The following is a 23804-nucleotide window of genomic DNA, read 5'->3' on the forward strand; positions in this document are numbered from 1 at the left end:
CCTCCTTTAGGACGTTGCCATCTTGAGCTTGCGGATTGCGTTCGGCTGGACGACACCACCGCCGACCCAGCGCGTGCCGTGAATGCGGGTGATTGCCCGCGTGGCCTGCGTGTAGGGATCGGTGAGGGTGCCGAGTTGCATGCGATCGATGATGCGATAGCCGGTGCCGAGATCGCCGAATGCGATCGGGAAGGCATTCGCCTCGATGTCGGGCATGTCCACCGCTTCAGCCACCGGACGGCCAAGGATGGTTTCCGGCTGGCCTGCCTGGAAGGACGGCTGCCACAGGAAATTGCCCTGTCCATCCTTGAGCTTGCGGATCGCAGCGAGCGACGTGCCGTTGAGCACCCAGACACCGCGATTACGGTAAACCGCCGGCAGGGCATACATCAGCGAGATCAGGGCATCGGCGCTGATGTTCGTCGCGTGGCCGTTGAGCACCTGCTGGATGGCCGTGCTCGACAGGATGCCTTCCGGTTCCTTGAAGCCATCGCCGGCAACGAATGCCCGCCCTTCCTTCATAGCGAAGTCTTCGGCGAACGCCAGGCGGACTTCCGTTTCTGCCGCCCCTTCGCTGCCCATCAGCAGGGAGTTGGAGATATCGACATAGGTCGTCAGCCGCTTCGCCACGATCTCGGTCTGGCCGAACGTGACCGTGCTTTGCTCGGCTTCCTCGATCTCGCCTTCCCACTTGGCATTGGTGATGCCGGTGCGCTTCGGATACTTGACCGAAGGCGCTGCGGAGGACCGCACGCTGGCATGCTGCCGGATCGGGCTGATTTCGGTCAGGTCGCGAATGAACTCGCTGGATACCTCGGCTGGTGCGAGATAGCCGGCCTGCTGATCGTTGGCGACGGTCAGAGCCTTCAGCGTCACGTCATCGGCCTGCTGGCCCTTGCGCAGGTACGTAACCCATGCCTTGAGTTCTTCCGCACTGTCAGCCTTGCCGTCGTCGGCACTGGGACGGTTCGCCTTCGTCTCAAGCGCCTTGATCCGATCGCCGAGCTTTTCGCTTTCGGCCGTCTTGGTCTCGATCGCCTTCAGACGATCATCGATCGCCTTCTGCATGTCGTCGAGCGCCTTGGTGACGATGCCGGCCGGATCGTCCTCTTCGCCCTTCAGGATGATGGCAGCGCTCGCCGCCAGGTTCTTATCGTGTCGCATGATTACCTCGCTGCGAAATGGGCTGCCGCCCGGTTGATGGCTTCCGCGATGCGGATCGCCTCGACTGCCGACTTCGCGCTGGTGACGCGCGCGCCGGGATGCATGGGAATGGTCACAAGGGACGCTTCCAGAAGTTCAAGGGATTTGATGGTGCGGCCACCACCGGAACGGGCCTTGGCCTGCTTGGTGATAAAACCGATCGATAAGCCCCGCACGGCACCGGACTGAACAAGGGCGCGGACTTCGCGAGCGCGCGCCACGTCATCGACCAGCAGCTTGCCGGAGATATGCAGGCCGTCAGCCTTTTCGGTCGCGATATCCCAGGTGCCGACGGGATCGTTCATGTCGTGACCGAACAGCATCGGGATCGGCAGCTTTGCGCTTTTGAACGCACCCGGCTCGATCCAGTCGCCGATGCGATCGGCAACGCCAAACTTCCATGCCAGGCCAGAGATAGCGCCGGCATCGTCCGCAAGGATTTTCGTCTCGACATACAGCCTATCCATTATCGGTCTCCTTGACCGGATCGGATGGCTTGTCGCCGGTCGTGATATGTGGATTGGAAAATGCCTCCCCGCCGATGTACGGCGCGAGACCGAGCCATTCCCGCCCCTCGTTCGGATTGATGACCTTCGCGGAGATCAGCGAGGAAATAGCCGTCGCGCGTGCGGTCAGGTCGGCGCGGGTCAGGTCGTCGCGATCGAATACGATACGGTAGCGGGGACGGTCTTCGGCAGAGAACAACGCACGACGCATCGCGCCTTCCAGCACCTTCAGCCACGGTTCCAGCGAATAAGACAAGAATTCCTTGCCCTGCTGTTCGCCATTGCTCCAGGTCGCGCGGCTCAAGTCGTAGAGCATCGGCGGCGGGATGCGAAATGCGCGGGCGATTTCAAGGATCTGGAAGCCGCGTAGTTCAAGAAACTGCGCATCAACGCTGGTCAGCGTGATCGGCCTGAAGCTCGCTCCATCCCAAAGAATGGCGGTTCGACCGCTGTTCTCCGGCCCTTCGTGGGCGTTCTTCCAGCCGGCCTTCATTTTCTTCAGTCCCTCATCACCAAGGGACTTCGGAAACTCGATAACGCCGGACGGGCGCGCACCATTGCGGAAGAGATTGCCAGCATGGGTTTCCATGATCTTCGCCGTGTTGATGGCGTCGGCCGCGAGCGCGAGCGGCGACCGGCCGAACGGCGAGCGAAGATGAATGATGTCGCTGGCGGGGATCGGACGATTGGCGATCCGGTAGCTCGGTTCCTGCCGGCCATCGGCAGAGAAGTCCACCGTCACATAGCTCGGTTCGTAGCGGATGATTTCCCGCACCTCGTCACCGACACGATTCACGAAAGCGACACCGCCACGATCCTGGGTAAGAGCCGTGGCGACAAGATCGCGGATCAATTCGAAAGTGCTGGTCCATTCGTTCGGCTGGTCGGCCAAGAGGCGGGAAACCTGATGCGAGGTATCCTTCTCCTCGCTGCCATCATCGTTGATCCGCATCACCGCGATATCGAGGGAAGCCGCCGCCTCGCTGATAATCCTGATCGCCGACTGCACCGCCGGCACCGTCAAGGCGATAGACAGCGAAACACCGCCGACGACACCGCCCGTCAGTATGACCATCTCGTCATCTGTCGGGTTCGTCAGCGACTTTGCTTCGATCGAGGATTTCTTGAACCAGTTGAACATGTGTGCCGTGCTTTGTTTTCGGACACATGATGCGGCAAGTTACGCGCGCGGGGAACGACAGCTAAGAAGTTAAGTTTGCTGGTGTTTTCGGGTGTTTTCCCGAATTTTCGCGCGATCAGAATGGCGGCTTGCCAGCCTCGACAACAGTCGCTCGGCCGGTGCGATCGTAGCGAATCAGGCCAGCCTTACGAACCTCTTCCTCGACTTGTCCCGCCCGCGTCATCCCCCAACCAAGGAATGATCCGACCCCTCCATAACCGCATGGGCCGATGATGCGAAGGGCGTCGATATACAACTCGGCATCGGTCTTGGGCTGCGCATCTTGCGTGACTGATCCAGAAAAATTTTCATATTCGCCAGAAACAGGCACCCCCAAAACCCCCAATAATACTTCGGGGTCTTCGGAAATTTTCTCGATATGGCCGGAACAAGCACCCCCAAAACCCCCAATAATAGGTTCAGGGGATTTTTGGGGTTTTTGGGGGTGATCGCTTTCAGCGTTTTCGTGATTTTGCAGAGCTTGAAGCCATCGACCCATCTCACGCCTCCCGGAGTATCGGATTCCATCGGTAAGTCTCGGTCGGCCGACCTCGGTTTGACCCGGAAGACTTTTCGACCTCATGGCAATGATGGGTGGAAACAAGAAGCTCGATCGCCATTGTGGCAACTTCCCGATCCGACAGACCGGCCCAATCCTTTTTGTAAATATCGCGGGCGGTGAATTCTTCCGGCAACTGGTGGCGACGTTCGAGGATAAGCCGAGCGCCATCTTCGATCATGGTATTGCCCGACGAATACAGCCGGTTCGCATGGCTGCGAAGATAATCCGCCCAGGCAAGCGCGCGAAGCATGGCGTGTTCCCGAACCTCGAACCGTCCGCCGTCAACCAATTCGAAGATAAGCGCCAGGCTGGCGACAGTCTTCGGCATCTTCAGCAGGTGCGCTTCCAGAACCGGCGACAACTTACCGCCACGCGCTTCCGTCTGGATTTCCTCCATCCACTGGCGGAAGATATCCTGCGCATTGTCAGATAAGCGGAACACGGCTGGTTCGTCGGGCCTACCAAGTTCCAGTTCGTGCAGATCGCGAAAGACCTTCTCAAACGCCTCGCGGGCAGCACGATCAGGATGGCGGTCAACCCACTTCCAAGACGCTCGCGGATCGGGCCAGACGGCGAGCTGAAGGCGCTGAATAAGGCCATCGTTGCTGGTGCCTGTGATAGCACCGCGCACGATCGGCGCGATACGTGAAGGCTGGACGCCGCCTATGATGCTCAAGGTGCAGTTTTCTATATGGACGGTGCCACGGCCGATGCGGTCATAGGTGAAGCGACCGGAGCCGTTGAAACTTTCGAGATAGAAAGCCCGCTCCCCGGCATATTCCTCACTTTCCATTCTCGACAGGAAGCCGGGAAGTTCGTCACGGATCAACAGCAGCCCACGTGGGTTTTCGTTCAGCAGCTCGCCCAACTTTTCAACGGTCGCGTCGTTGACAACGATGCGCGGGCATGGCGGTTCGTCGTCATCGCCTTTTGTCACGTCTGCAAGGATGGCGCGGGCGGCATCGCGATCTCCGGCCTTCAATGCCTTCTCAGCCTTCTTTTTCGCTTCTTTGGCATCGAGGTTGGTCAGCACATCATCGATATCGGCCGCATCGAGATCGCTCTGCCATTCCTTCCGCATGTCATCCTGAATGGCATAGATCGGACCTAGAGCGGATTGCATGGCCGGTGACTTCATAGCGCTCGGCGGGCCGATGATAGCGCCCCAAAGGTTAGGCACCTCGATCCAATCGTCATTCTGTTTCGGCGCGACACGGATGCGGTTGCCGACGACAGCGGCAATGCCGGTCAACGCGGCTACGGCGACAAAATCGGGAACGGACTGCTGGCGGTCGGCTACGTCGAAGACATAGGCGCGCAGCACTTCCGGGAGCATTTCCGGCACGAACGGCTCTACGGCCGGCAAGCTGGTCTTGATCGGCACCGGCCGTTTCCATTCAGGCGCGGCCCGACGCGACCGTTCAAATTCTTCCAATGGAATTGCGGTCGGCGCGTTCATGCAGCCATCCTTTCTTTCGCCGGAATGACGGATACGGAAGGCATCCGGCGCGGCTTCATAAACTTTCGGTAGGTCGGGAGAAGCTGTTCTGCGACTGCGATGCGCGGCACGTCGCGAAGTTTGTCGAAGGCGAAACGCCAGTCGAGAACAACAATTCCATCTCGACCTGACCGCATCCAAGTTAGTGGATCGGGAAGAATGTTGAGATTGGCGCCAAAGGCATATGTCGCCGCATTGTCGATCGCAGCTTCGCCAAGTGCGAAAGCGCGATTGTTCCAGGTCGCCAGCTCGCCGGTTTCGGGCTGCCAGAAGATCAGATCTTCGGCTTCCTCAAAAACGAGGAACGATCTGCCGGCACCGCCTTCTTCGAAATAACCATTAACAGCCCGGCGACCTTTCGCTGAACGGATCGGCAGCATTTCGGCAAGGCGCAAAGCATCCACGCCCTGCCGGCTCAACCAGATGAGGGTATCCGCATCGATCCATTCGAAGCTGGGGGCGTCCATCATCTCCGACGCCTACTCGCTGGTGCTGGCTTTGGTGTCGCCGAGCTTTTCAAGCGCCCAGGCGTCAAGATCGTCACGGTGATAGAGCGCCGAGCGATTGAACTTCTGGAAGCGCGGCCCGCCGCCCACCGAACGATATTTGTCGAGCGTCCGCATCGCGACAGTCAGACCGTGGACGGTGCCGAGATAAGTGGAAGCCTCGTCCGAACGATAACGAACCTTGGCACGCAGAGCGGTCGGAAGGCAAAGCTCCGCCGTTCCCGCCGAAGCAGGTTGAATTCCGCTATTCATGCTCATTCTCCTATTAGTCTATGAAAGGCGATCGGCCTTCCATCTCGCATTCATTCCTCAGTGCCCGGCTTAGGGGCGCTGCCTTCATTCAAACACCTGGCTACGGCCAAGATGCTGGTGACCGTCAAAATGCGGATTTGCTCAAGGTCTCCATGTGGCCCATACTTCTTGCAAAGCTCATCCGACCAGGCATGGATTTTCTTCGTCCAATCGGGGTCATTTTTCGTATCGACCTGCGGCGAATCATCGATATAGATTTTCCGCTCGTGCGTTTCCGGTTCCTGCTCTACCTCTGGCTGGCTTAGGCTGATCCGAACTTGAGGGAGCGGCCCCCAAAACTGGAATTCGACCGCGCGGGGAAGAATTTGCTTGATTCCACTGCTGTAAGAAATCGTAAGCGCTTCCTGCAAATCACCCGAAATTGCTGCCTCGATCGCAGCCGTCAAAAAATCCGCAACCGAGTGCATCGGCGGCAAGGCAGCAATTTGAGGGATGCGGGAGTTTCCGTTAAACCAAGGCTTGGCGTCATTCCTCGATACGGTAAGGCTCATATAGTGCCGGCAGTTCCTAGCTGCATCTTTCACGAACGCTCCGGAAACCGGGGCAGCGGCCACAGCAATCAAAAGATTGGCTGCGTCACTCGCCTGCATTTTTGCGGCAAAAGGTCCCCGCCCTCCAACATGACGAAGACCAGCCTCCGACAGCACGCGGTCGATTTGCTCAATGGTCTTTAAGGGGACGCCGAGCACCTCTGAGATCGCTTTTGCCAACTGCTTGGAATTTGCCATTGTCTTACCGCCAAGTCTAATGCGTAAAAATCAGTAGACTCTATTTATCAGATTTTCCATGGCGCGCAACAGCTAATGTGTTTTACGCATTTGATGGCCGTCATGGGCGGTTTTGCTCAAAAATTTGAGGGTTGCCGGTTCGCATTAGAACGGTTGCAGCCAAGCGGACGACCATTGTCCCTATCGGAACGATTAGTGCGGCATCACCGGTCCAATCCTCCACGTTCCCATCTTCAAAAACCATGTTCTGTGTTCCCCCGTCAGCCTCTTTTCGAAAGCGGAGGATAGCTTCGATTCGATGGGGGGAGGATAAGACGTGTTCGTGGACCCACTCAGCATAGACGTATGGCAGGTGCGCCATTGTTGTCTCGTCGTGGTCACTGGCGAAGCCGTACCGAAGCAGCCGATCGGACAGAAGATTGTATATTAGGTGAAAGCCCGTGAATGTAAGCGTCGAACGCTGCAGGCCGTTGGGGTCGCGCAAAACCAACGCTTGGCCGCGCGCCAATCGTGTTTTCAAGGTATTTGGATTTATGTCTAGCAAGTTTGCCGCATCGGACGTACCGGCCATGCCGATATGCCAATGTTCTTTGAAATGCGCGAGCGCTCTGGAAACTAGATCATTCATAACAATACCCTTTAAGTTTCATTGAAGCCATAATTAGTTTCAATGAAACTTAAAGTCAAGGGCACTGTGCGGCTGGTCAGCGCCATTCGTCTTCGCCGCCGCCGTGGTCGGCCTCGTCACCGTTATGGTCAAGTTCGTCGCCGTTCGGTTCTGTATCCCCGCCGTCTTCAAGATCGGCATCACCGTCGAGAACATCGAGCAAAGCAATCATTTCCTCGATCCGGGCTTCCAACTGCAATCGGCGGAATGCGTAAACGCTTGAGCTGGTCATGACGGCCAACCCTCTTTTTCGAAGTGGTCTCTGTTAGGGTGCGTGAGGTGAAACAGCTCGCCGCGCAGCTTCTCAGCGGCTCGGCACTGATCGAGCGCATACCAGGCAATCCGTTGAACGACGCTAGCATAGTCCTCATCCATGCCCTCGGCCAACAAGGCCAGGCCGCGCAGCATGTCGTGGATTGTCGCGAGCGGAACTTCCATGTCGGCGACCTGGCGAAACGGACCCTTCTTATAGGGATCGATGGTCATACCCGGTCCCTTTCCCAATTCGCGAAAGCGGTCGTGCCGGTAACGTCGTCGGCCAGAAGCGGTGAACCATCATCGACCACGGCGTAGACTTTCCCAACCTTACGGCGGGAAGTGACGATGGCGAATGTGTATTCGTGATCGATCTGAACCCGCCAGCCGGCTTGATCAGGGTGCATTTCAGCCATTGCGTCCAACAGTGCATTGGAATGGTAGCGCACCTTCTCCGATGGCAGAGCCTTAGCGAGAAACTCGTCGATACTCGGCGTCTTCGGCTCGGTTGCGGCAGCCGCGACGACAGCGGCCGGCGGCACCGATATAGCGGCCATCAGTCCAAGTGCCTTGCGGCGGGTGAGAATAGGCATGCCTTCGGCGGCAGCCTGAACGACGTTGTTCGGCATCATGATTTTTCCTTCAACGAATATCGTCAATAATCGACGGATATCATTGGTTAGGGTTAACAGTCAACAGTATTCGTTGACTATGGACGAAAATGCGTGAGGCAGTTATAAGGCTGGACATGATTACACCTGCACAATCTCGGGCCGGACGTGGCCTTATCGAATGGTCACAAGATCAGCTTGCGCAGGCGGCGCATCTTGGGCTCTCGACAATCCGTGACTTTGAGAAAGGGCGGCGCGTGCCTACACACAACAACCTTGCCGCGATTAAGGCTGCCCTGGAAACAGCCGGCGTGATATTCGTTGACGAGAATGGCGAAGGGCCGGGCGTCCGGTTGAAGAAAGGGAGGTAGAATGCTTACTTGGGCTGAACGTCTTACTTTGTGGAACCAGTATGAAATCCTCAAGCGGATCAATCCGGACGACACGAAAGAATACGAGACAAATCAAGAAATCCTCTCACACGGTTATGAGCAGTGGTATCCTGAGATCAACCCATCGATTTACGCGGAAACCCTCAAACCGGAGGTTTCCGGCGAGGTTATCGACATACTAAGTATGTTCCGGGCAATAAAGCATTCTTGCATTCGTCTAGGATATACCCCGAAAAGCTCTTCAGCCGAATTCGCGGGCTTCGACGGAAATGATGACGGCGGACATTACGGGTTCGCTCGCTTTCTTCGACGCACACTTGGAAGATGGGAAGAACTCAAAGACCTTCCCGACAATTCACACAGCAGTTTCTCGCTGAATCGGTATCGTCGCATGCACGAAGCCTGGCAGCTTCGCGGCGGCAGCCACGAACTTACAGCAGAACAGATTGAAGAAATCGCGGAAGCCTAATGACGGAAGACGATGAATACTTCCTCGCGAACACGGCGCTCGATGCCAACGAATGGCGCGGCGTCGGTCAACTCGCCAATGCCTTGCGCGATTTGGAGCCGCTTGCCAAACGTGGCAATCTCGGCGAAGTCGTAGCCGAACGCTTGGTGAAGATGGGGCTTGCCGAGAGCGGCCCTACTTCCGACCGATACCAGTCCATAGGAATGAGGAAGGGCTATCGCCTGACCGGATTCGGCTGGAAGGTCATGGATCGCGGAAGGTTTCCGCGCCGGGCGAGATGACGCGCAAGCCCTTTCCTTGGCACAAGCTCACCCCGGCGCAGATCGAGGTGATGGAGAAGATCACCTCCGCCGGAGCATTGCCCTATGCCAAGCTGGAATATCGTGACCTGGTTGCTTTCGAAGAGCTGCGAAAGCTCGGCCTCGCCGACATGAAGCCGAAAGGTCGGTCGAAGCTAGAAGCCGTGCTGACGGACGAGGGCAAGGCGCTCCAGGCCGACAACTATCGCACCGAACAAATCGTGGTTCGCGTCACTGCCGCGCAGATCGACTTGCTGCGAAGCTTGAATGATGCGCCGGTCGAAGACAGCGTAGGTGTCCCCATCAACGATATACCAGGTAGCGATAAGGACATCTGCCGGCGCATGTCATTGCGCGGATGGGTAGAATGGTATGAAGGATGGGACAAGCAGTTTTGGGCGAAGCTGACGACAGCCGGCCGCGAAGTGCTGGAAACCGTTGATGCTCTGGATGAAGCTATAGCGCAGATGGCCGATGCGGTGAAAAGGGGAAAACTCCAATAACTGCCGCTTTCCGAAGCGCGATCCCGGATTCTGCTTGGAAAAGATGCTCGATGGTGACTATCTTCGCGCAATTTTTCGCAGCAGAGATTCGTTTCATCTTTATGGCTCTTGCGTACTATCCATCACCTGGTGAGATCGTCCTTTGTGATTACGGCACCGGCTTCGTTTCTCCAGAAATGGTGAAGCTACGGCCTGTTGTTATTGTTTCACCGAGACTGCGACGACGCGCCGATCTGGTTGCGGTGGTCCCTCTCAGCACCACGCCGCCCGATCCGGAGGAACCGCACCACTGCAATTTCACTTTGGCGGTGCCTTTGCCGTATCCTTTCGATGAACCGACCATGTGGGCAAAATGCGATATGGTCTCGACTGTTTCACTTTCACGTCTTGATCGCTTTAGGGACGGCCGCGCGCCTGGCGGCGGCGGCAGGCGCTTTCGAACCGGCAGAATTAGCGCAGCTCAACTTATAGAAATTCGTAAGGCCGTCCTGCATGGTTTGGGCCTCGGTTCATTGACGATTCACCTATGAGTGCGTATATCAATACGCGTTCCCGCTCTGCTTCGGCATCGGGCTTGGAGACTGCTTCTTAAATGAAGCAGCGGGTCTCGCGTCGGCGATAACAAGCTTGCGGGGCCGTCGTGTGTTCGGAAAAGCCCTACCTTATGGTGGGGCTTTTCGCGTTTTCCGCACTGCCAGCACCCCCGATCCTATTTTTGGGGGTTTTGGCGGTGCCTCCCCTTAGCGTTTTCGCGATTTTTTCAATGGCATTTGGACAACGGTTGCCTCAATGCCGGTCATCTGCCGGTGAACCTCGCCGCCGATCTTGTTGGCGGCAGCGATCAGAACGCTATCGAGCTTGTGAATGTATCGCGACGTGACCGTCTGGCCTTTGTGTCCGATGATCGCGCCGATCGTGTTTTCGGTGAAGCCGAGATCGTCGCCGACGCTGGCGAATGAATGCCGCAAGGTGTGTGACGTGACACCAGTCAATTCCGCCCGCGCGACAATCCTGTCCACGGCGGTGTCGAGAGACCCATAGTGCCCTTTTGTCTTCCGCGCCGCCGGCAGCACATAGATATTGTCGGACGTTCGATCGATCTTCTCCAGCACCTCGATAGCTGCTTGCGACAGCGGCCGAACCGACGCGCCGGTCTTGGAATCCTCCAGGCGCAATGCCTTGCCGTCGAAATCGACTTCCGACCATTTCAACGCCTGTACCTCGCCGAACCGGCACCCGGTCAGAGCGATCAGCCAAGTTCCGGCTATGGCTTGCGGCAACTCGGCTTCTGCCTCGGCTGTCGCCAGCGCCGTGCCAAGCGCACGATACTCATCAGGTGACAGTCGACGATCGCGTTTTCCGACTGCCGGCTTTTTGATGCCGCGCGCCGGATTTTGGTCGATGATGCCTTCCGAAACGGCGTAGGAGAGAATGCCGCTCATAAGCGACACGGTTTGCCTCGCGGTTCCCGGCCCGCCTTCGACAACCGCCTTCCCCCTAAGCTTCGCCGTTTTCTCTGTCGTCGCAGTTTTGCCGTTGGTGACATCCCGCATCATCTTCGTGACCATCGGCGTCGTCAGGTCGATAACCAGCTTCGAGCCTAGCAGCGGAACGATATGCCGGTTGATGCGGCCCTGATCGACATAGATCGTCGTGGCCTTTTTCGGCTTCCCGCCCTTGCCCAGGATCACCCCCTTTCGGGCGGCTTCCATATACTGCTCGCAGAGCTGTTTCACGGTCAGCGACTTGCGCCTCGTCGTCCGGTCCTTTTGTGGATCCTCACCGCGAACCGTGCTGCCGAGTGAGGCGATCGCAAGCTTGCGGGCTTCTTCCGTCGTGATCTTGCCGTGCCGGCCGATCGTCATTCGCCGGCGCTCGCCGTCCGCGTTGCGATAGTCGACGAAATACGTGCGGCTTCCTGTCGGGTTCACATAAACACCGAAGCCAGCCAATTCGCCGCACCACAAGCTGTATTGCTTCGCCTTCGGTTCGGCGGTCTCGACCATCGTTTTCGTGAGCTTCGGCATGTGCCTTGACCTTTGTACTTTTCCTGCTACTCACCAAATACTCACCACGAAATGGGAAAGTGGGGAAGAGGCGAGAGTAGACAGGAAAAATCAAAATCAGCGAAAATGACGGAAAATCAATGCTATAGAGCATTATAGAAAATTCTGGAAAACTCGCGAAAAGTCGCTAGCTTAATTTTCCGATTCCAAAGGTCGCAGGTTCGAATCCTGCCGGGTGCGCCACTTCTGCCTGATGCACAGACACAGCGAAGGACGCTCGGCTGTCTAGACGCCGATGGCGACTTGCATGCCTTCCGGGGCGGCATACATTGCCATGTTCTTGCGCGACAGATCGAGATGGGCGCGCACCAGCGCTTCGGCGCGGTCGGCATCGTGATGGGCGATGGCATCGATGATGTCGTCGTGCTGGCGGCAGGCCTCTTCCAGATTGTCCTGCATCTGCGCATTGGCGGGACGGTAGAAGATCTTTCCGATCCGCGCGTGATCGATCAGCAGCCGGCGCAGGCTCGGCAGCAGGTAGGGATTGTTCGCGACCTCGCCGATGCGCAGATGGAACTGGTCGTTGTAGAAGACGCGGCCATCGATATCGTCGCCTTCGACGGACTGGCGGAAACTGGCCTGGATTTCCCGAAGACCCGCAATATCCGCTTTCGTCGCGGTTTCCGCGGCAAGCCGCGTGGTCGCGGCATAGATGAGCGGCGCCACCAGGAAGAAGTCACGCAGCGACTGATAGCTCATGGAGGTCACGCGCGCGGGACGATTGGCCTCAAGCTCGATGAAGCCCTCGCCGGCAAGCTGCCGCATGGCTTCGCGAACCGGCGGCCGTGAAAGGCCGAATTCCTCGCTGAGCGCGATCTCGTCCAGAACCGAGCCCGGCGCGATCTGCATCGTCAGGATGCGATGGCGCAGGCTCGAACTGAGGGCGGTCTTGCGGTCGACCCCGGCGCCTGCCTCGGTCGGGATTTGCTCTGTGGCCATGTCGAACTCCTTTGAGCGGCAATCTGTCTACAATCGATAGGCGGGTCAATGCGGGCACCGCGGTTTTCGCCGGGCGCAAGCCGGCGTACGGCCTCCTTCACAAGCCATTCGAAGCGAATTGCGCGGGCATGCTAGCATCATGCCTATTGACAGTCTATCAATTGTCTACTTATTGTCTTTCAAAGATAGCCCTGCATGACACCCGGAGCCGTCGGTGCGTTACGCACCGACGGCCTCATCCGATCCCGTCGAACCGCGGACCTGCTGCCATGACCGACTTCCCCTTTGCGGGCCTGAACCTTGCCATTGCCACGCCCTTCGACGCCGAGGGCCGCATCGACCATGCGCGGCTGGAACAGAACCTCGAACGCTACCTGGCGCTGGGCGTGCCTGGCTTCGTCCTCAGCTCCGGCACCGGCATGCATGTCTATCTTTCGCGGGAAGAGTCGGACGAACTCGTGCGGCGCGGATCGAAGATCATCAACGGACGTGCAAAGCTCATCGTCCAGACCTCCGCCCTTCTGACGGACGACGTCGTCGCCCGGACGAAGCATGCGGCCGATTGCGGCGCTGACGGCGTCATGGTGCTTCCGCCCTTCTTCGAGGGGCCGACCGACGACCAGGGCATCATCGATTTCTATACGGAGGTCGCAGCCGCCGGACTGCCGGTCATCGGCTACAACGTTCCCCATGCGGTGGGCGTCACGGTCACGCCGTCGTTGCTTGCGGACTTGTGCGCGATCCCGAACTTCTGCGCCGTCAAGGACAGCAGCGGCGACCTCGGCAGGCAGGCATCCCTCATCCGCACCGGCCTGCCCGTCATGAACGGCGCCGACAATCTCGTGCCCTTCGCGCTCTGGTCCGGCGCGAGCGGCCTGATCTGGGGTGGTGCGAACTTCGCGCCGCGCACCGCACTTGCCCTCGTTGCAGCCGCAATGGCCGGCGACTGGTCGAAGGCACGCGCGATCTGGACGGTCCTCGAGCCCGCCATGTCCCTGATCTGGGAAGGCGACTACGTGCAGTCCGTCTACGCCGCCGCCGAACTCACCGGCTATGGCGCGGGCGCACCGCGCAAGCCGCTCAGGGCCCTGTCGCCCGAGCGGATCGACATTCTCCGCACGGCGCTCGGCACCCTCGTCGAACGCGAAGCCTGAGCCGTGAGCCGTCCCGCGAAAAAGGTCTTTGCCGCATCGAGGCTCCCGACGAACACGGGCGTCTCCGGATGGGTGGCGATGCTCCCTCCCCGCCAGGCGAAGCCCCGGCTCGCGGGTCGCTCCACCGCCGATGTGGTGATCATCGGTGGCGGCTTCGCGGGCCTCTCCGCCGCGCGCAGGGTAGGGGATATCGATCGCTCCCTGCGGGTCGCGGTGCTCGAGGCCGGCGTCATCGGGGACGCGGCCGCCGGTCGCAACTCCGGCTTCATCATCGACCTGCCGCACGACGTCTCTTCCGAGGACTATGGTGGCGACACGATCGCCAAGAACCGCGAGGCCATCGAGATCAGCCGCACCGCGATTGCGCTGGCAAGTGCCGTCGCCGAGGAGCAGCGCTGGGAACGCACGATCTTCGATCCATGCGGACGCTACAGCGTCGCCATCAGCGACGAGGGCGATCGGCATCTGGTCAAATACGCGGAAGGCCTGGCGGCGCTCGGAGAAAGGCATCAGCTGCTCGATGCGCGCGGGATCGCCGATATAACGGGTGTCGAGACCTATACGTCCGGCCTCTTCATGCCGGGAACGGTGATGGTCCAGCCCGCTGCCTATATTCGCGGACTGGCCGACAGCCTGCGTGATCCGGTCACGGTCTATGAGAATTCGCCCGCGGTGCGGATCGAAGGCGGCGGTGGCGAATGGACCGTGACGACGCCGCACGGCGCTATCAGCACGGGCAGGATCATCCTGGCAAACAACGGCCACGCGGAAAGCTTCGGCTTCTTCGAAAGCCGCCTTCTCCACGTGTTCACATGGGCATCGATGACGCGCGCGTTCGATCCCGGCCGCCTTCGCGGACAGAGGAACTGGGCGGCCACGCCGGCGCTGCCGATGGGAACGACGGTCCGCCGTATCGCGGGAGAGCGCGGCGACCGCATCCTCGTGCGCTCCCGCTACACCTATCACGCGGGCATCGAGGCCGGAAACGGGACGCTTCGACGTGCCGCCGCGAAGCATGACCAGAAGTACAGCGCGCGCTTTCCCGCGCTTGCAGACGTCCCGATGGAATATCGCTGGGGCGGGGCGATGGCGCTCACATGGAACGCCGTGCCCGCCTTCGGCGAGATCGAGCGCGGCATCTTCGCGGCATGCGGCTGCAACGGCGTGGGCGCGACGAAGGCGACCGCCAACGGCATCGCCGCGGCCGACCTGATGCTCGGCCGGAAATCGCGGCTCACGGAAATCTTCGCACGCTTCGAGGCACCCAGACCGCTCCCGATGCAGCCGTTCAGGACCATCGGCGCGAAGGCGAACCTGGCCTTCAAGGAATGGAGGGCCGGCGCGGAGTGATCCCGAAGCGCCTGCCGGGCGCGGCGCGATCCATCGAAAAAGTTCACCATCAGGCCGGATGTCGCGGCGCTCCGGCGCATCTCAGCTTCGCCGCTAACACAAAGGGAACGCAAATGAAAATTCTGCTTGCATCAACCGCATTGCTCCTGGGCACCGTCGCCGGCGCATCGCTGGCCAGCGCCGCCGAATGCGGCGACATCACCATCGCCAGCATGAACTGGCAGAGCGCCGAAGTGCTCTCCAACCTCGACAAGATCATCCTCAACGAAGGCTACGGCTGCAATGCCGAGATCACCATCGGCGACACGGTCCCGACCATCACCTCCATGGCAGAGAAAGGCGAGCCGGATATCGCGCCGGAAGCCTGGATCGACCTCTTGCCCGACGTGGTCAAGAAGGGCACGGATGAAGGCCGCATCGTGCAGGTCGGCTCGCCGCTTCCCGACGGCGGCGTCCAGGGCTGGTTCATTCCGAAATATCTCGCCGACGCCCATCCCGACATCAAGACGATCCAGGATGTGCTGAAGCATCCCGAACTCTTCCCGGACCCGGAAGATTCCAGCAAGGGCGCGATCTACAACGGTCCGCAGGGCTGGGGCGGCACGGTCGTCACCGCACAGCTTTTCAAGGCCTATGACGCGGAGGCGGCGAACTTCACGCTGGTCGATACCGGCTCGGCCGCCGGCCTCGACGGCTCGATCGCCAAGGCCTATGAGCGCAAGGAAGGCTGGGCCGGCTATTACTGGGAGCCGACCGCCCTCCTCGGCAAATACGAGATGGTGAAGCTCGGCCATGGCGTGCCCTATGACGCGGCCGAGTGGAAGCGTTGCAACACCGTCGCCGATTGCCCGGATCCGAAGACCAACGACTGGCCGGCCGACAAGGTCGTGACGCTCGTGGCAAAATCCTTCTCCGAAACGGCCGGTCCCGAGGTCATGGACTATCTGGCGAAGCGCTCCTGGTCGAACGACACGGTCAACAAGCTGATGGCCTGGATGACCGACAACCAGGCAAGCGGCGAAGACGGCGCAAAGCACTTCCTCGAAGAGAACAAGGACATGTGGAAGGCCTGGGTCTCCCCGGAAGCCGCCGAAAAGATCGAAGCTGCGCTCTAGGCCATGCCTTGGGGGCGAGCGACGGCCGCCCCCCGCGAAAATCGGTGCGATGCGGGCCTGCGCGTCGCACCAATCCTGCCGGCAGAACAAGAAGAACACACGAGGTCGGCTCTTTGGAAAAGGGGAACGGAATGGACTGGTTTTTCAAATTCCCGCACATGGACGACAATTCGCTGCGGGACCTGAAAAAGGCCATCGACGATGGCTTTCGCGGCTTCACCCGCAGCTATGGCGATATCATCGAGGGCTTCTTCTCGCCCCTTCAGCATTTCCTCATCGCCTCGGAGCGCTTCATGCTGAAGACGCCCTGGCCCATCATCACGCTGCTGATCCTCGCCATCGCCTATGCTGCGACGCGCAGCCTGCGCATCACCGCCGGTTGTCTCGCGACCCTCATGATCATCGGCTATTTCGACATGTGGGACGATACGATGCGGACGATCTCCATGATCTTCGTCTGCACGGTGCTGTCGATCGCCATCGGCATCCCGATCGGCATCCTCATGGCACGCTCCGACAGGATGCAGCGCGTCGTCAACCCGGTCCTCGACGTCATGCAGACCATGCCGAGCTTCGTCTATCTCATCCCCGTCGTCATGCTGCTCGGCATCGGCAAGGTGCCGGGGCTGATCGCCGTCGTCATCTACGCCATCCCGCCGATGATCCGCCTCACCGACCTCGGCATCCGCCTCGTCGACAAGGATGTTCTCGAAGCCGCCGACGCCTTCGGCGCGGACAACCGCCAGAAGCTCTTCAAGGTGCAACTGCCATTGGCCCTTCCCACCATCATGGCCGGCATCAACCAGACGATCATGATGGCGCTCGCCATGGTGGTCATCGCTTCCATGATCGGCGTGCAGGGCCTCGGCCAGCCGGTGCTCAAGGCCATCGCCAACCAGTACTTCACGCTCGGCATCTTCAACGGCCTCGCCATCGTCGGCATCGCCATCATGTTCGATCGCGTCAGCCAGGCCTATGGCAAGCGCCTGCAGAAGCACCGGGAGATCGTCCATGGCTGAGCACGCCTTCGGCGGCATTAAGATCCGCAACCTCTACAAGATCTTCGGCCCCAATGCGGGCGCCCATATCGAGGCCGTCAAGAACGGCCTCACCAAGGCGGAGCTCAACGCCAGATACGGCCATGTGCTCGGCCTCAGCGACATCAACATCGAAATGCCCTCGGGCTCGATCCAGGTGATCATGGGCCTCTCCGGCTCCGGCAAGTCGACGCTGATCCGCCACATCAACCGGCTGATCGATCCGACGGCCGGCGAGGTCCTGGTCGATGGCGTGGACGTGGTGACGATGCAGGAGGCCGAACTCAGGGAATTCCGCCGCCACCAGACGGCGATGGTGTTCCAGAAATTCGCGCTGCTGCCCCACCGCACCGTGCTCGACAACACGATCTTCGGGCTGGAGATTCAGGGCATGCCGCGCCAGAAGAGCCTCGACACGGCCATGCGCTGGCTCGAACGCGTCGGCCTAAGGGGGTTCGAGGAAAAATACCCCAACCAGCTCTCCGGCGGCATGCAGCAGCGCGTGGGCCTTGCCCGGGCGCTCGCCAACGATGCGCCGGTCCTTTTGATGGACGAGGCCTATTCGGCGCTCGATCCGCTGATCCGGACGGACATGCAGACCGTGCTGCTCGACCTGCAGAAGGAGATCAGGAAGACCATCGTGTTCATCACCCACGACCTCGACGAGGCGCTGCGCCTCGGCGACCAGATCGCCATCCTGCGCGACGGCGAGGTCATCCAGCAGGGCACCAGCCAGGATATCGTGCTGCGTCCCGCCGACGACTATGTCGCCAACTTCGTCAAGGAAGTGAACCGCGGACGGGTGGTGCATGTCGAAGCGGTGATGACGCCAGGTGCGGTACAGGCATCGGGCAAGCCGACGGTCGTGAGCGGAACGACGGTCGAAGACACCCTTCGGGTCCTCTCCCGCGAGGTTGCCGACGAGGGCGTCGTCGTCTCCTCGAGCGGCGAAACGCTCGGCGTGGTGACCGTCCGGCAGCTCGCCGGCGCCATGGTGAATGCGGCGCGCTGAATCGCAAAGGAGATGACCGCCCGCCGGGCGGTCATCATACGTTCGATCAGGCCACGCGAACCTCCTGCCCGCCCGCTGCGGCAGAGGGGATCGCCATGCCGGCACGCCGGCCCTCGTAGAAGGCATAGGGCGCCTGGCGCGGCGCGACACCGTCGCCGATCTCGACGAAGGGAATGCCCAATTCCGCCAGTTCCAGCGCCAGCCAGTTCGCCGCGACATTCGTCGTGGAGAAGACGAGGCTGTCGGCCTCGATCGTCTCGTTCCTGCCGGTGAGGTGCGAGACGAGTGTCGCGGCATTGCCCTGCCAGCTCTCGATGCTCGTCTCCGTGCGGAACTGAACGCCGAGCCGGCTCAGCGTGCGCCGCAGGGGAACGTCGGCGGCGGTGCGCTGGAGTTCCTTGCCGACCAGCGCATCGGGCGTCACGAACGTCACCGCGTGGCCCTGCTCGGCAAGCTTCCAGGCCGTACCGCAGCCCTTCCAGCCACCGGTCTCGTCCAGGACCACGACGCGGCGGCCGAGCCGAGCCTGGCGGGCCATGACGCTTTCGGCGGAGAACACGTTGCCGCGCTCAACACCCGCGAGCGACGGATGGTCCGGCCGGGCTTTCTGGAAGCCGCTCTCAAGCGGCAGGGAGCCGGTGGCGAGGATGACGACATCGGCGCCGATCGCCGAGACGTCTCCGCCTTCCAGATAGCTGTTCAGTCGGACCTCGACGCCGAGCTTTGCGAACCGGGTCTCGTACCAGCCGATGAGGTCGAGGATCTGCGCGCGCCGCGGCTGTTCGCCGGCGAGGCGGAAGGCGCCGCCGAGCCTGTCGGCGGCTTCCGCCAGCACGACGCGATGGCCCTTTTCCGCCGCGGCCCGCGCGGCCTCCAGCCCCGCCGGCCCGCCGCCGACGACCAGCACGGATTGCGGGTCCGCCACGCGCTCGAAGCGATCGCCGCCCCACTCGGCCTCCCGCCCGACCGAGGGGTTGATGAGACAGCTGATCCAGTAGTCCCGCGACCGCCGCCCCCAGCACATCTGGTTGCAGGAAAGACAGCCGCGGATATCTTCCGGCGTGCCGCTGCGCGCCTTGTTGGCGAGATGCGGATCGGCGATCTGGCCGCGCACGATGGAAACGAGGTCCGCCGATCCCTCGCCCAGCGTGATCTCCGCATTGTCAGGCGTGCGGATATGGCTTTCGGCCGTGACCAGGGCATGGCTGACGACCTTCTTCAGGCGTGCCGAAAGCTCGATCCCGAGCCGTTCGGGATAGAGGAAGGTCGGCATCAGGCTGCCATAGTCGAAATAGCCGCCGGACCCGCAGGTGACGTAATCGATCAGCCTGTCCGCATCCAGACCGGCGACGATCTCCGTGATCTGGTCGCGGGTGAGCGCCGTGGGACAGCCCGGCTCGTCGCTGACGGTCAGGCCGACGATGAAATCCGGGCCGCAGAGCCGCCGGATGCGGCTCAGGATCTCGCGCGAGAACCGCGTCCGGTTTTCCAGGCTGCCGCCCCATCTGTCCTCGCGCCTGTTGTAGAACGGCGTCCAGAACTGGTCGAGCAGGCCGCCATAGGCCGCCCAGACCTCCACGCCGTCGAAACCCGCCGCCTGGCAGCGCCGCGCCGCACTGACGAAGGCTTCGATGGTCTCTTCGATCTCGGCCTCCGTCATCGCATGGGAGCCGTCGCTGTCGTGGTAGCTCGGCCCGCCGGAGGGCGACCAGTGCGCATGGAAGGACAGGTCGGAATCACCATGGCTGCCGACGTGATAGAGCTGCTGGAGCACGACCGCACCATGCCGCTTCACGCTTTCCGTCAGCCTGCTGAAGGCGGGGATGACGGAATCGTCGCAGGTGCGGAAATTGCCGCGCGTCAGCACGGTCGCCGGATGCACCGGCATCGGCTCGACGACGATCATCGCCGCGCCGCCGATCGCCCGCTCGACATAGTAGGCGATCGTCTGTTCGCTCGGCAGTCCGTTGACGGACATGTTGGCCGTGTGCGCGCCGAAGACGATCCTGTTGCGCAGCGTATGGCCGGCGAGCTTGATTTCGGAAAAGGTCTTGGGAAAGGAGGGCGTCATCTTGGATCCTGGAAAGCTGCTGCGGGGCACAATGCAGTGGCGCGGGCCTCGAAAGACCCGCGCCGGAAGTTCAGAGGGCGGCGGCAATCTTGTCCGCGACGTCGGCGCTCAGCCAGGATTTCCAGAGGTCCGGGTGCTCCTTGAAGAAATGCGCCGCGCCATCCTCGCCGCTCGCCTGCGTATCGGTCATCCATGACATCACCGCGCTGACGGTCTGGTTGTCCCACGACCTCTTGCGAAGATAATCGATCACGCCGGCATTTCCACTATCGACGAGACGCTGCGAGACGAGTGTCACGACATTGTCCTTCGGCCATTCGTTCTTCTTCGGATCGGGACAATCGGCGACGGTGTTGCAGCGCTTCCATTCGGCCGCATCGTGGGCCACGCCGGCATCGAGGCGCACCATCTCGTATTTCCCGAGCAATGCCGTCGGCGACCAGTAATAGCCCATCCAGCCTTCCTTGCGCTCGTAGGCCTTGGCCATTGCACCGTCGAGACCGGCCTGCGTGCCGGGATCGACGAGGTCGAAACCCTTGGCCTCGCCGCCATAGGCCTTGAAAAGCTGCGCGCTGACGACCGAGCCGCCGGAGCCCTGCGGGCCGTTGAACACCGCGCCCCGCGCGGCATTCTCCGGCGCCGGGAAAAGCTCGGGACGGGCGAAGGCGTCGTCGACCGTCCTGATGTCGGGATGGGCGTCGACGATGAACTTCGGAATGTACCAGCCCTGGATGCCGCCATCCGAAAGTGCCGGTCCGATATTTACAATCCTGCGCTCGTCGACGCCACGCTTGACGATTTCCGGAACGAGGTCCACCCAGGACTCGCCAGCAATGTCGGGCTGGCCTTTTTCGACCATGGAGGTGATCGTCGGCACGGTGTCGCCGGGCACGAATTCGACCTGACAGCCGAAGCCCTGCTCCAGGATGAATTTGTCGACATGTGCGAGAAGTTCACCGCTTTGCCAGTTCATGTTCGCCACCGTGACCGTGCCGCAGTCGGCATGGGCGCCGTGGGCGAAACCGACGGCCAGAACGACCGTCGAAAGTGCGAGAAGCTTGTTCATCCTGTTCCCCTGTTCGCATTTTTTGATGGATCTGCTCGGCGGGGCGGGAACGGCCATTCCGGTGCTTCGGCACTGGACCTCCCCTTCCCTTACCAACGCAAATCAATGCTATTTGCCTTCATCGGCGCCGTATTGTACGTTTAGGACAATTTCGATGGCGCGGAGACCCGTCTTGCAGCGTGATTACGCCCCTCTGGGACCGAGCAAGCCGCCACCGGACATCACGGCGCCGCTCCGGATCGGCATCGTCGCCACCCCGAACTTCACGCTGATGCCGCTCGGCTGCTTCACCGATTTCCTGCGGCTGGCCGGGGACGAAAGCGACTACAGCCGACGGATCTATTGCGACTGGCATCTGTTGTCGCACACGCTCGATCCCGTGCGCGCGAGCTGCGGACTGGCGTTGACGCCCGGCCGGACCTATGGCGACCCGCGCGACTATGACGTCATCGTCGTGCATGGCGGCATCCTTCATGGCGACCACCGGATCCCGCCGGAGCTCTACGACTTCGTGCTTTCCGCCGCACGCATGGGCGTTCCCGTCGCCGGCAACTGCTCGGGAAGCTTCGTGCTGGCGGAGGCAGGCCTTCTCTCCGGCAAACGGTGTGCGGTGCATTTCGCGCTGGCGGGCGTGCTGCGCCAGACCTTTCCGGATGTCATTCCCGTCACGGACCGGCCGGTCGTGGTCGACGGCGGCGTCATCACCTGCCCCGGCGGCCTGGCCTCGATCAGACTCGCCATGTATCTCGTCGCCAATGCCTGCGGCGAATCCCGCGCCCACAAGGCCTTTCATTATCTTCTCGGCGATCAGGGCTTCGAGAAGGACGCGGCGGTCGAGGAGCAGGATATCGGCCTCAAATGCGAGGATCGTCGCGTGGCCAACGCCATCGGCCTGATGCGCCAGAAAATGTACGAACTCTGTTCCGTCGCCGAGATCGCCGCAAGCGTCGGCACGTCGGAGCGTGAACTGTCCCGCCTGTTCCGGAAACACCTGCAGGTCGCGCCCAGCCAGTACTGGCGCCAGATGCGGCTGAAGGCGGCGAAATGGATGGTGCTGAACAGCGATCGCTCCATTGCCCAGATCGCCTATGAATGCGGCTTCACGGACTGCGCCCACCTCGTGAACTGGTTCCGGCGCACCTACCACATCACGCCGGCGAAGCTGCGCCGCTCGCATCGCGAACTCGGCCTGCGCTGACCGGTTCTCCAGAAAGTCCAAAGCCTTGGCGCCGGAACGCACGCGTCCGCGCGGGTTCCGGAAGCTGCGCTCAAGCTGAGTATTTTTATTGTAGACATTATGTCTTCTATTGAGCTACAGTATGTCTACTTCGATGGGGCCGATGAAAACGGAAACTTCCGGCTCGGCTATCGAACCGACAATCCCAGGAGGACTTCATGGAATTCGACGGCATCTACACGCCGGTGATAACGCCGCATCGCGACGACGGGTCGATCGACCGGGACGCGTTTGCCCGCATGATCGAGCACCTGATCGCATCCGGCGTGCACGGCCTCATCAATGGCGGCTCGACGGGCGAGTATTACGCCCAGTCGATGGACGAGCGCGTGGAGATGGCCAGGTTCGCGAAAGAGGTGATCGGCGATCGCGTGCCGCTCGTGGTGGGCACCGTCGCCATCCGACTGGAGGATTCCATCGCCATGGCCGAGACCGCGGCGAAGATCGGCGCGGCCGCCATCCTCGTCGGCTCACCGCCCTACTCCGTGCCGACCGAGCGGGAAAACGCGTTGAACGCGCTCGCCATCGACCGCGCCGCCGATCTGCCGATCATGCTCTACAACTATCCCGGACGCATGGGCATCGACATGGGCGAGGAATTCCTCGACCGCGTCGGCCGCAGCCGGAATTTCTGTGCGATCAAGGAAAGCTCCGGCGACATCAATCGCGTGCACCTGCTGGCCCGCGACTACCCGCATATCCAGATGTCCTGCGGCATGGACGACCAGGCACTGGAATTCTTCGCCTGGGGCGCGAGGAGCTGGGTCTGCGGCGGTTCCAACTTCCTGCCGGCGGAACATATCGCGCTTTACAGGGCCTGCGTCGTCGAAAGAAACTTCACGAAGGGCCGGCGCATCATGTCGGCGCTGATGCCGCTGATGCGCGTGCTCGAACAGGGCGGCAAGTTCATCCAGTGCATCAAGTACGGCTGCGAGATGAACGGCTTTACCGCCGGCCCGCCGCGCCCGCCGCTCAAACCCCTGAACAAGGATGACATGCGGCAACTGGAACAGGTGGTGCGCGTCGTAAAGCGCACGATTGCACAGATCGAAGCGGAGGCGTGAAC

28 protein-coding genes are annotated in these 23804 nt (G+C 60.9%); 12 read left to right on the plus strand and 16 right to left on the minus strand.

Annotated elements, in window-relative coordinates:
- Positions 1–6: 6 nt before the first annotated feature.
- The 12 genes from AABQ55_RS19310 to AABQ55_RS19365 all read right to left on the minus strand — a co-directional run bounded on the left by AABQ55_RS19310 (position 7) and on the right by AABQ55_RS19365 (position 8049).
- Positions 7–1164 carry a phage major capsid protein gene (locus AABQ55_RS19310; RefSeq protein WP_272806167.1) on the minus strand — a complete coding sequence of 386 codons (1158 nt, stop codon included), beginning with the start codon at positions 1162–1164 and terminating at the stop codon, positions 7–9.
- Between the two features lie 2 nt (positions 1165–1166).
- Positions 1167–1670 (minus strand): HK97 family phage prohead protease, encoded by a 504-nt coding sequence (locus AABQ55_RS19315; protein ID WP_272806168.1) that lies wholly within the window; start codon positions 1668–1670, stop codon positions 1167–1169.
- Complete coding sequence (locus AABQ55_RS19320) at positions 1663–2850, minus strand: phage portal protein (RefSeq protein WP_272806169.1); 1188 nt, start codon at positions 2848–2850, stop codon at positions 1663–1665. The genes AABQ55_RS19315 and AABQ55_RS19320 overlap by 8 nt, the downstream gene beginning before the upstream one ends.
- A gap of 115 nt (positions 2851–2965) precedes the next feature.
- Positions 2966–3388 (minus strand): hypothetical protein, encoded by a 423-nt coding sequence (locus tag AABQ55_RS19325; RefSeq protein ID WP_272806170.1) that lies wholly within the window; start codon positions 3386–3388, stop codon positions 2966–2968.
- 1 nt (position 3389) lies between these two features.
- Complete coding sequence (locus AABQ55_RS19330; protein WP_336314388.1) at positions 3390–4910, minus strand: YfjI family protein; 1521 nt, start codon at positions 4908–4910, stop codon at positions 3390–3392.
- Positions 4907–5419, minus strand: a complete 513-nt coding sequence (locus AABQ55_RS19335; RefSeq protein WP_272806171.1) for a hypothetical protein — start codon at positions 5417–5419, stop codon at positions 4907–4909. Before AABQ55_RS19335 ends, AABQ55_RS19330 begins: the two co-directional genes overlap by 4 nt.
- Positions 5420–5428: 9 nt before the next feature.
- On the minus strand, positions 5429–5707 hold the full coding sequence (locus AABQ55_RS19340; protein WP_272806172.1) for a hypothetical protein: 279 nt from the start codon (positions 5705–5707) through the stop codon (positions 5429–5431).
- Between the two features lie 50 nt (positions 5708–5757).
- On the minus strand, positions 5758–6495 hold the full coding sequence (locus AABQ55_RS19345; protein ID WP_272806173.1) for a hypothetical protein: 738 nt from the start codon (positions 6493–6495) through the stop codon (positions 5758–5760).
- Positions 6496–6595: 100 nt separating this feature from the next.
- Positions 6596–7123 (minus strand): hypothetical protein, encoded by a 528-nt coding sequence (locus AABQ55_RS19350; RefSeq protein ID WP_272806174.1) that lies wholly within the window; start codon positions 7121–7123, stop codon positions 6596–6598.
- A gap of 76 nt (positions 7124–7199) precedes the next feature.
- On the minus strand, positions 7200–7394 hold the full coding sequence (locus AABQ55_RS19355; protein WP_272806175.1) for a hypothetical protein: 195 nt from the start codon (positions 7392–7394) through the stop codon (positions 7200–7202).
- The gene (locus tag AABQ55_RS19360) at positions 7391–7648 is read right to left on the minus strand and encodes a hypothetical protein (RefSeq protein WP_272806176.1); all 258 of its coding nucleotides are present in this window, start codon (positions 7646–7648) and stop codon (positions 7391–7393) included. Before AABQ55_RS19360 ends, AABQ55_RS19355 begins: the two co-directional genes overlap by 4 nt.
- The gene (locus AABQ55_RS19365; RefSeq protein WP_272806177.1) at positions 7645–8049 is read right to left on the minus strand and encodes a hypothetical protein; all 405 of its coding nucleotides are present in this window, start codon (positions 8047–8049) and stop codon (positions 7645–7647) included. The genes AABQ55_RS19360 and AABQ55_RS19365 overlap by 4 nt, the downstream gene beginning before the upstream one ends.
- A gap of 116 nt (positions 8050–8165) precedes the next feature.
- On the opposite strand from AABQ55_RS19365, the gene AABQ55_RS19370 reads away from it, so the two are divergent.
- From AABQ55_RS19370 to AABQ55_RS19390, 5 genes are read left to right on the plus strand one after another with little or no spacing between them, the layout of a single operon-like run.
- Positions 8166–8399, plus strand: coding sequence for a helix-turn-helix domain-containing protein (locus AABQ55_RS19370; RefSeq protein ID WP_272807503.1), 234 nt, complete (start codon positions 8166–8168; stop codon positions 8397–8399).
- Between the two features lies 1 nt (position 8400).
- Positions 8401–8889: a YfbU family protein gene (locus AABQ55_RS19375; RefSeq protein WP_272806178.1), complete on the plus strand. Its 489-nt coding sequence runs from the start codon at positions 8401–8403 to the stop codon at positions 8887–8889.
- The gene (locus tag AABQ55_RS19380) at positions 8889–9170 is read left to right on the plus strand and encodes a hypothetical protein (RefSeq protein ID WP_272806179.1); all 282 of its coding nucleotides are present in this window, start codon (positions 8889–8891) and stop codon (positions 9168–9170) included. The genes AABQ55_RS19375 and AABQ55_RS19380 overlap by 1 nt, the downstream gene beginning before the upstream one ends.
- Positions 9167–9691 (plus strand): hypothetical protein, encoded by a 525-nt coding sequence (locus AABQ55_RS19385; RefSeq protein WP_272806180.1) that lies wholly within the window; start codon positions 9167–9169, stop codon positions 9689–9691. The genes AABQ55_RS19380 and AABQ55_RS19385 overlap by 4 nt, the downstream gene beginning before the upstream one ends.
- A gap of 50 nt (positions 9692–9741) precedes the next feature.
- Positions 9742–10221, plus strand: coding sequence for a type II toxin-antitoxin system PemK/MazF family toxin (locus AABQ55_RS19390; RefSeq protein WP_272806181.1), 480 nt, complete (start codon positions 9742–9744; stop codon positions 10219–10221).
- A gap of 210 nt (positions 10222–10431) precedes the next feature.
- Here AABQ55_RS19390 and AABQ55_RS19395 read toward each other — a convergent pair whose 3' ends face one another.
- Positions 10432–11718, minus strand: a complete 1287-nt coding sequence (locus tag AABQ55_RS19395; protein WP_272806182.1) for a tyrosine-type recombinase/integrase — start codon at positions 11716–11718, stop codon at positions 10432–10434.
- A gap of 264 nt (positions 11719–11982) precedes the next feature.
- A complete protein-coding gene (locus AABQ55_RS19400) occupies positions 11983–12696 on the minus strand; it encodes a GntR family transcriptional regulator (RefSeq protein ID WP_245082670.1) in 714 nt (237 codons plus the stop codon).
- Between the two features lie 269 nt (positions 12697–12965).
- On the opposite strand from AABQ55_RS19400, the gene AABQ55_RS19405 reads away from it, so the two are divergent.
- From AABQ55_RS19405 to AABQ55_RS19425, 5 genes are all read left to right on the plus strand, one after another.
- Positions 12966–13850 (plus strand): dihydrodipicolinate synthase family protein, encoded by an 885-nt coding sequence (locus AABQ55_RS19405; RefSeq protein WP_272806183.1) that lies wholly within the window; start codon positions 12966–12968, stop codon positions 13848–13850.
- A gap of 3 nt (positions 13851–13853) precedes the next feature.
- Positions 13854–15200 (plus strand): NAD(P)/FAD-dependent oxidoreductase, encoded by a 1347-nt coding sequence (locus tag AABQ55_RS19410; RefSeq protein WP_272806184.1) that lies wholly within the window; start codon positions 13854–13856, stop codon positions 15198–15200.
- A gap of 113 nt (positions 15201–15313) precedes the next feature.
- Entirely contained in the window at positions 15314–16315 is a 1002-nt protein-coding gene (locus AABQ55_RS19415; RefSeq protein ID WP_245082659.1) for an ABC transporter substrate-binding protein, read from the plus strand.
- Between the two features lie 131 nt (positions 16316–16446).
- A complete protein-coding gene (locus AABQ55_RS19420; RefSeq protein ID WP_245082656.1) occupies positions 16447–17334 on the plus strand; it encodes an ABC transporter permease in 888 nt (295 codons plus the stop codon).
- Positions 17327–18364 (plus strand): quaternary amine ABC transporter ATP-binding protein, encoded by a 1038-nt coding sequence (locus tag AABQ55_RS19425; RefSeq protein WP_272806185.1) that lies wholly within the window; start codon positions 17327–17329, stop codon positions 18362–18364. Before AABQ55_RS19420 ends, AABQ55_RS19425 begins: the two co-directional genes overlap by 8 nt.
- 46 nt (positions 18365–18410) lie before the next feature.
- Here AABQ55_RS19425 and AABQ55_RS19430 read toward each other — a convergent pair whose 3' ends face one another.
- Together AABQ55_RS19430 and AABQ55_RS19435 are read right to left on the minus strand one after the other, a co-directional pair.
- Positions 18411–20435, minus strand: coding sequence for an oxidoreductase (locus AABQ55_RS19430; protein ID WP_272806186.1), 2025 nt, complete (start codon positions 20433–20435; stop codon positions 18411–18413).
- 70 nt (positions 20436–20505) lie between these two features.
- A complete protein-coding gene (locus AABQ55_RS19435) occupies positions 20506–21501 on the minus strand; it encodes an ABC transporter substrate-binding protein (RefSeq protein ID WP_272806187.1) in 996 nt (331 codons plus the stop codon).
- Between the two features lie 172 nt (positions 21502–21673).
- Here AABQ55_RS19435 and AABQ55_RS19440 point away from each other — a divergent pair, with 172 nt between their 5' ends.
- Together AABQ55_RS19440 and AABQ55_RS19445 are read left to right on the plus strand one after the other, a co-directional pair.
- Positions 21674–22699: a GlxA family transcriptional regulator gene (locus AABQ55_RS19440; RefSeq protein WP_272806188.1), complete on the plus strand. Its 1026-nt coding sequence runs from the start codon at positions 21674–21676 to the stop codon at positions 22697–22699.
- Positions 22700–22896: 197 nt separating this feature from the next.
- A complete protein-coding gene (locus AABQ55_RS19445) occupies positions 22897–23802 on the plus strand; it encodes a dihydrodipicolinate synthase family protein (RefSeq protein ID WP_272806189.1) in 906 nt (301 codons plus the stop codon).
- Positions 23803–23804: the final 2 nt, after the last annotated feature.

Origin of the sequence: Shinella sp. WSD5-1, from assembly GCF_963942435.1 — a bacterium.
In the GTDB taxonomy this organism is placed as follows: Bacteria; Pseudomonadota; Alphaproteobacteria; order Rhizobiales; family Rhizobiaceae; genus Shinella; species Shinella yambaruensis.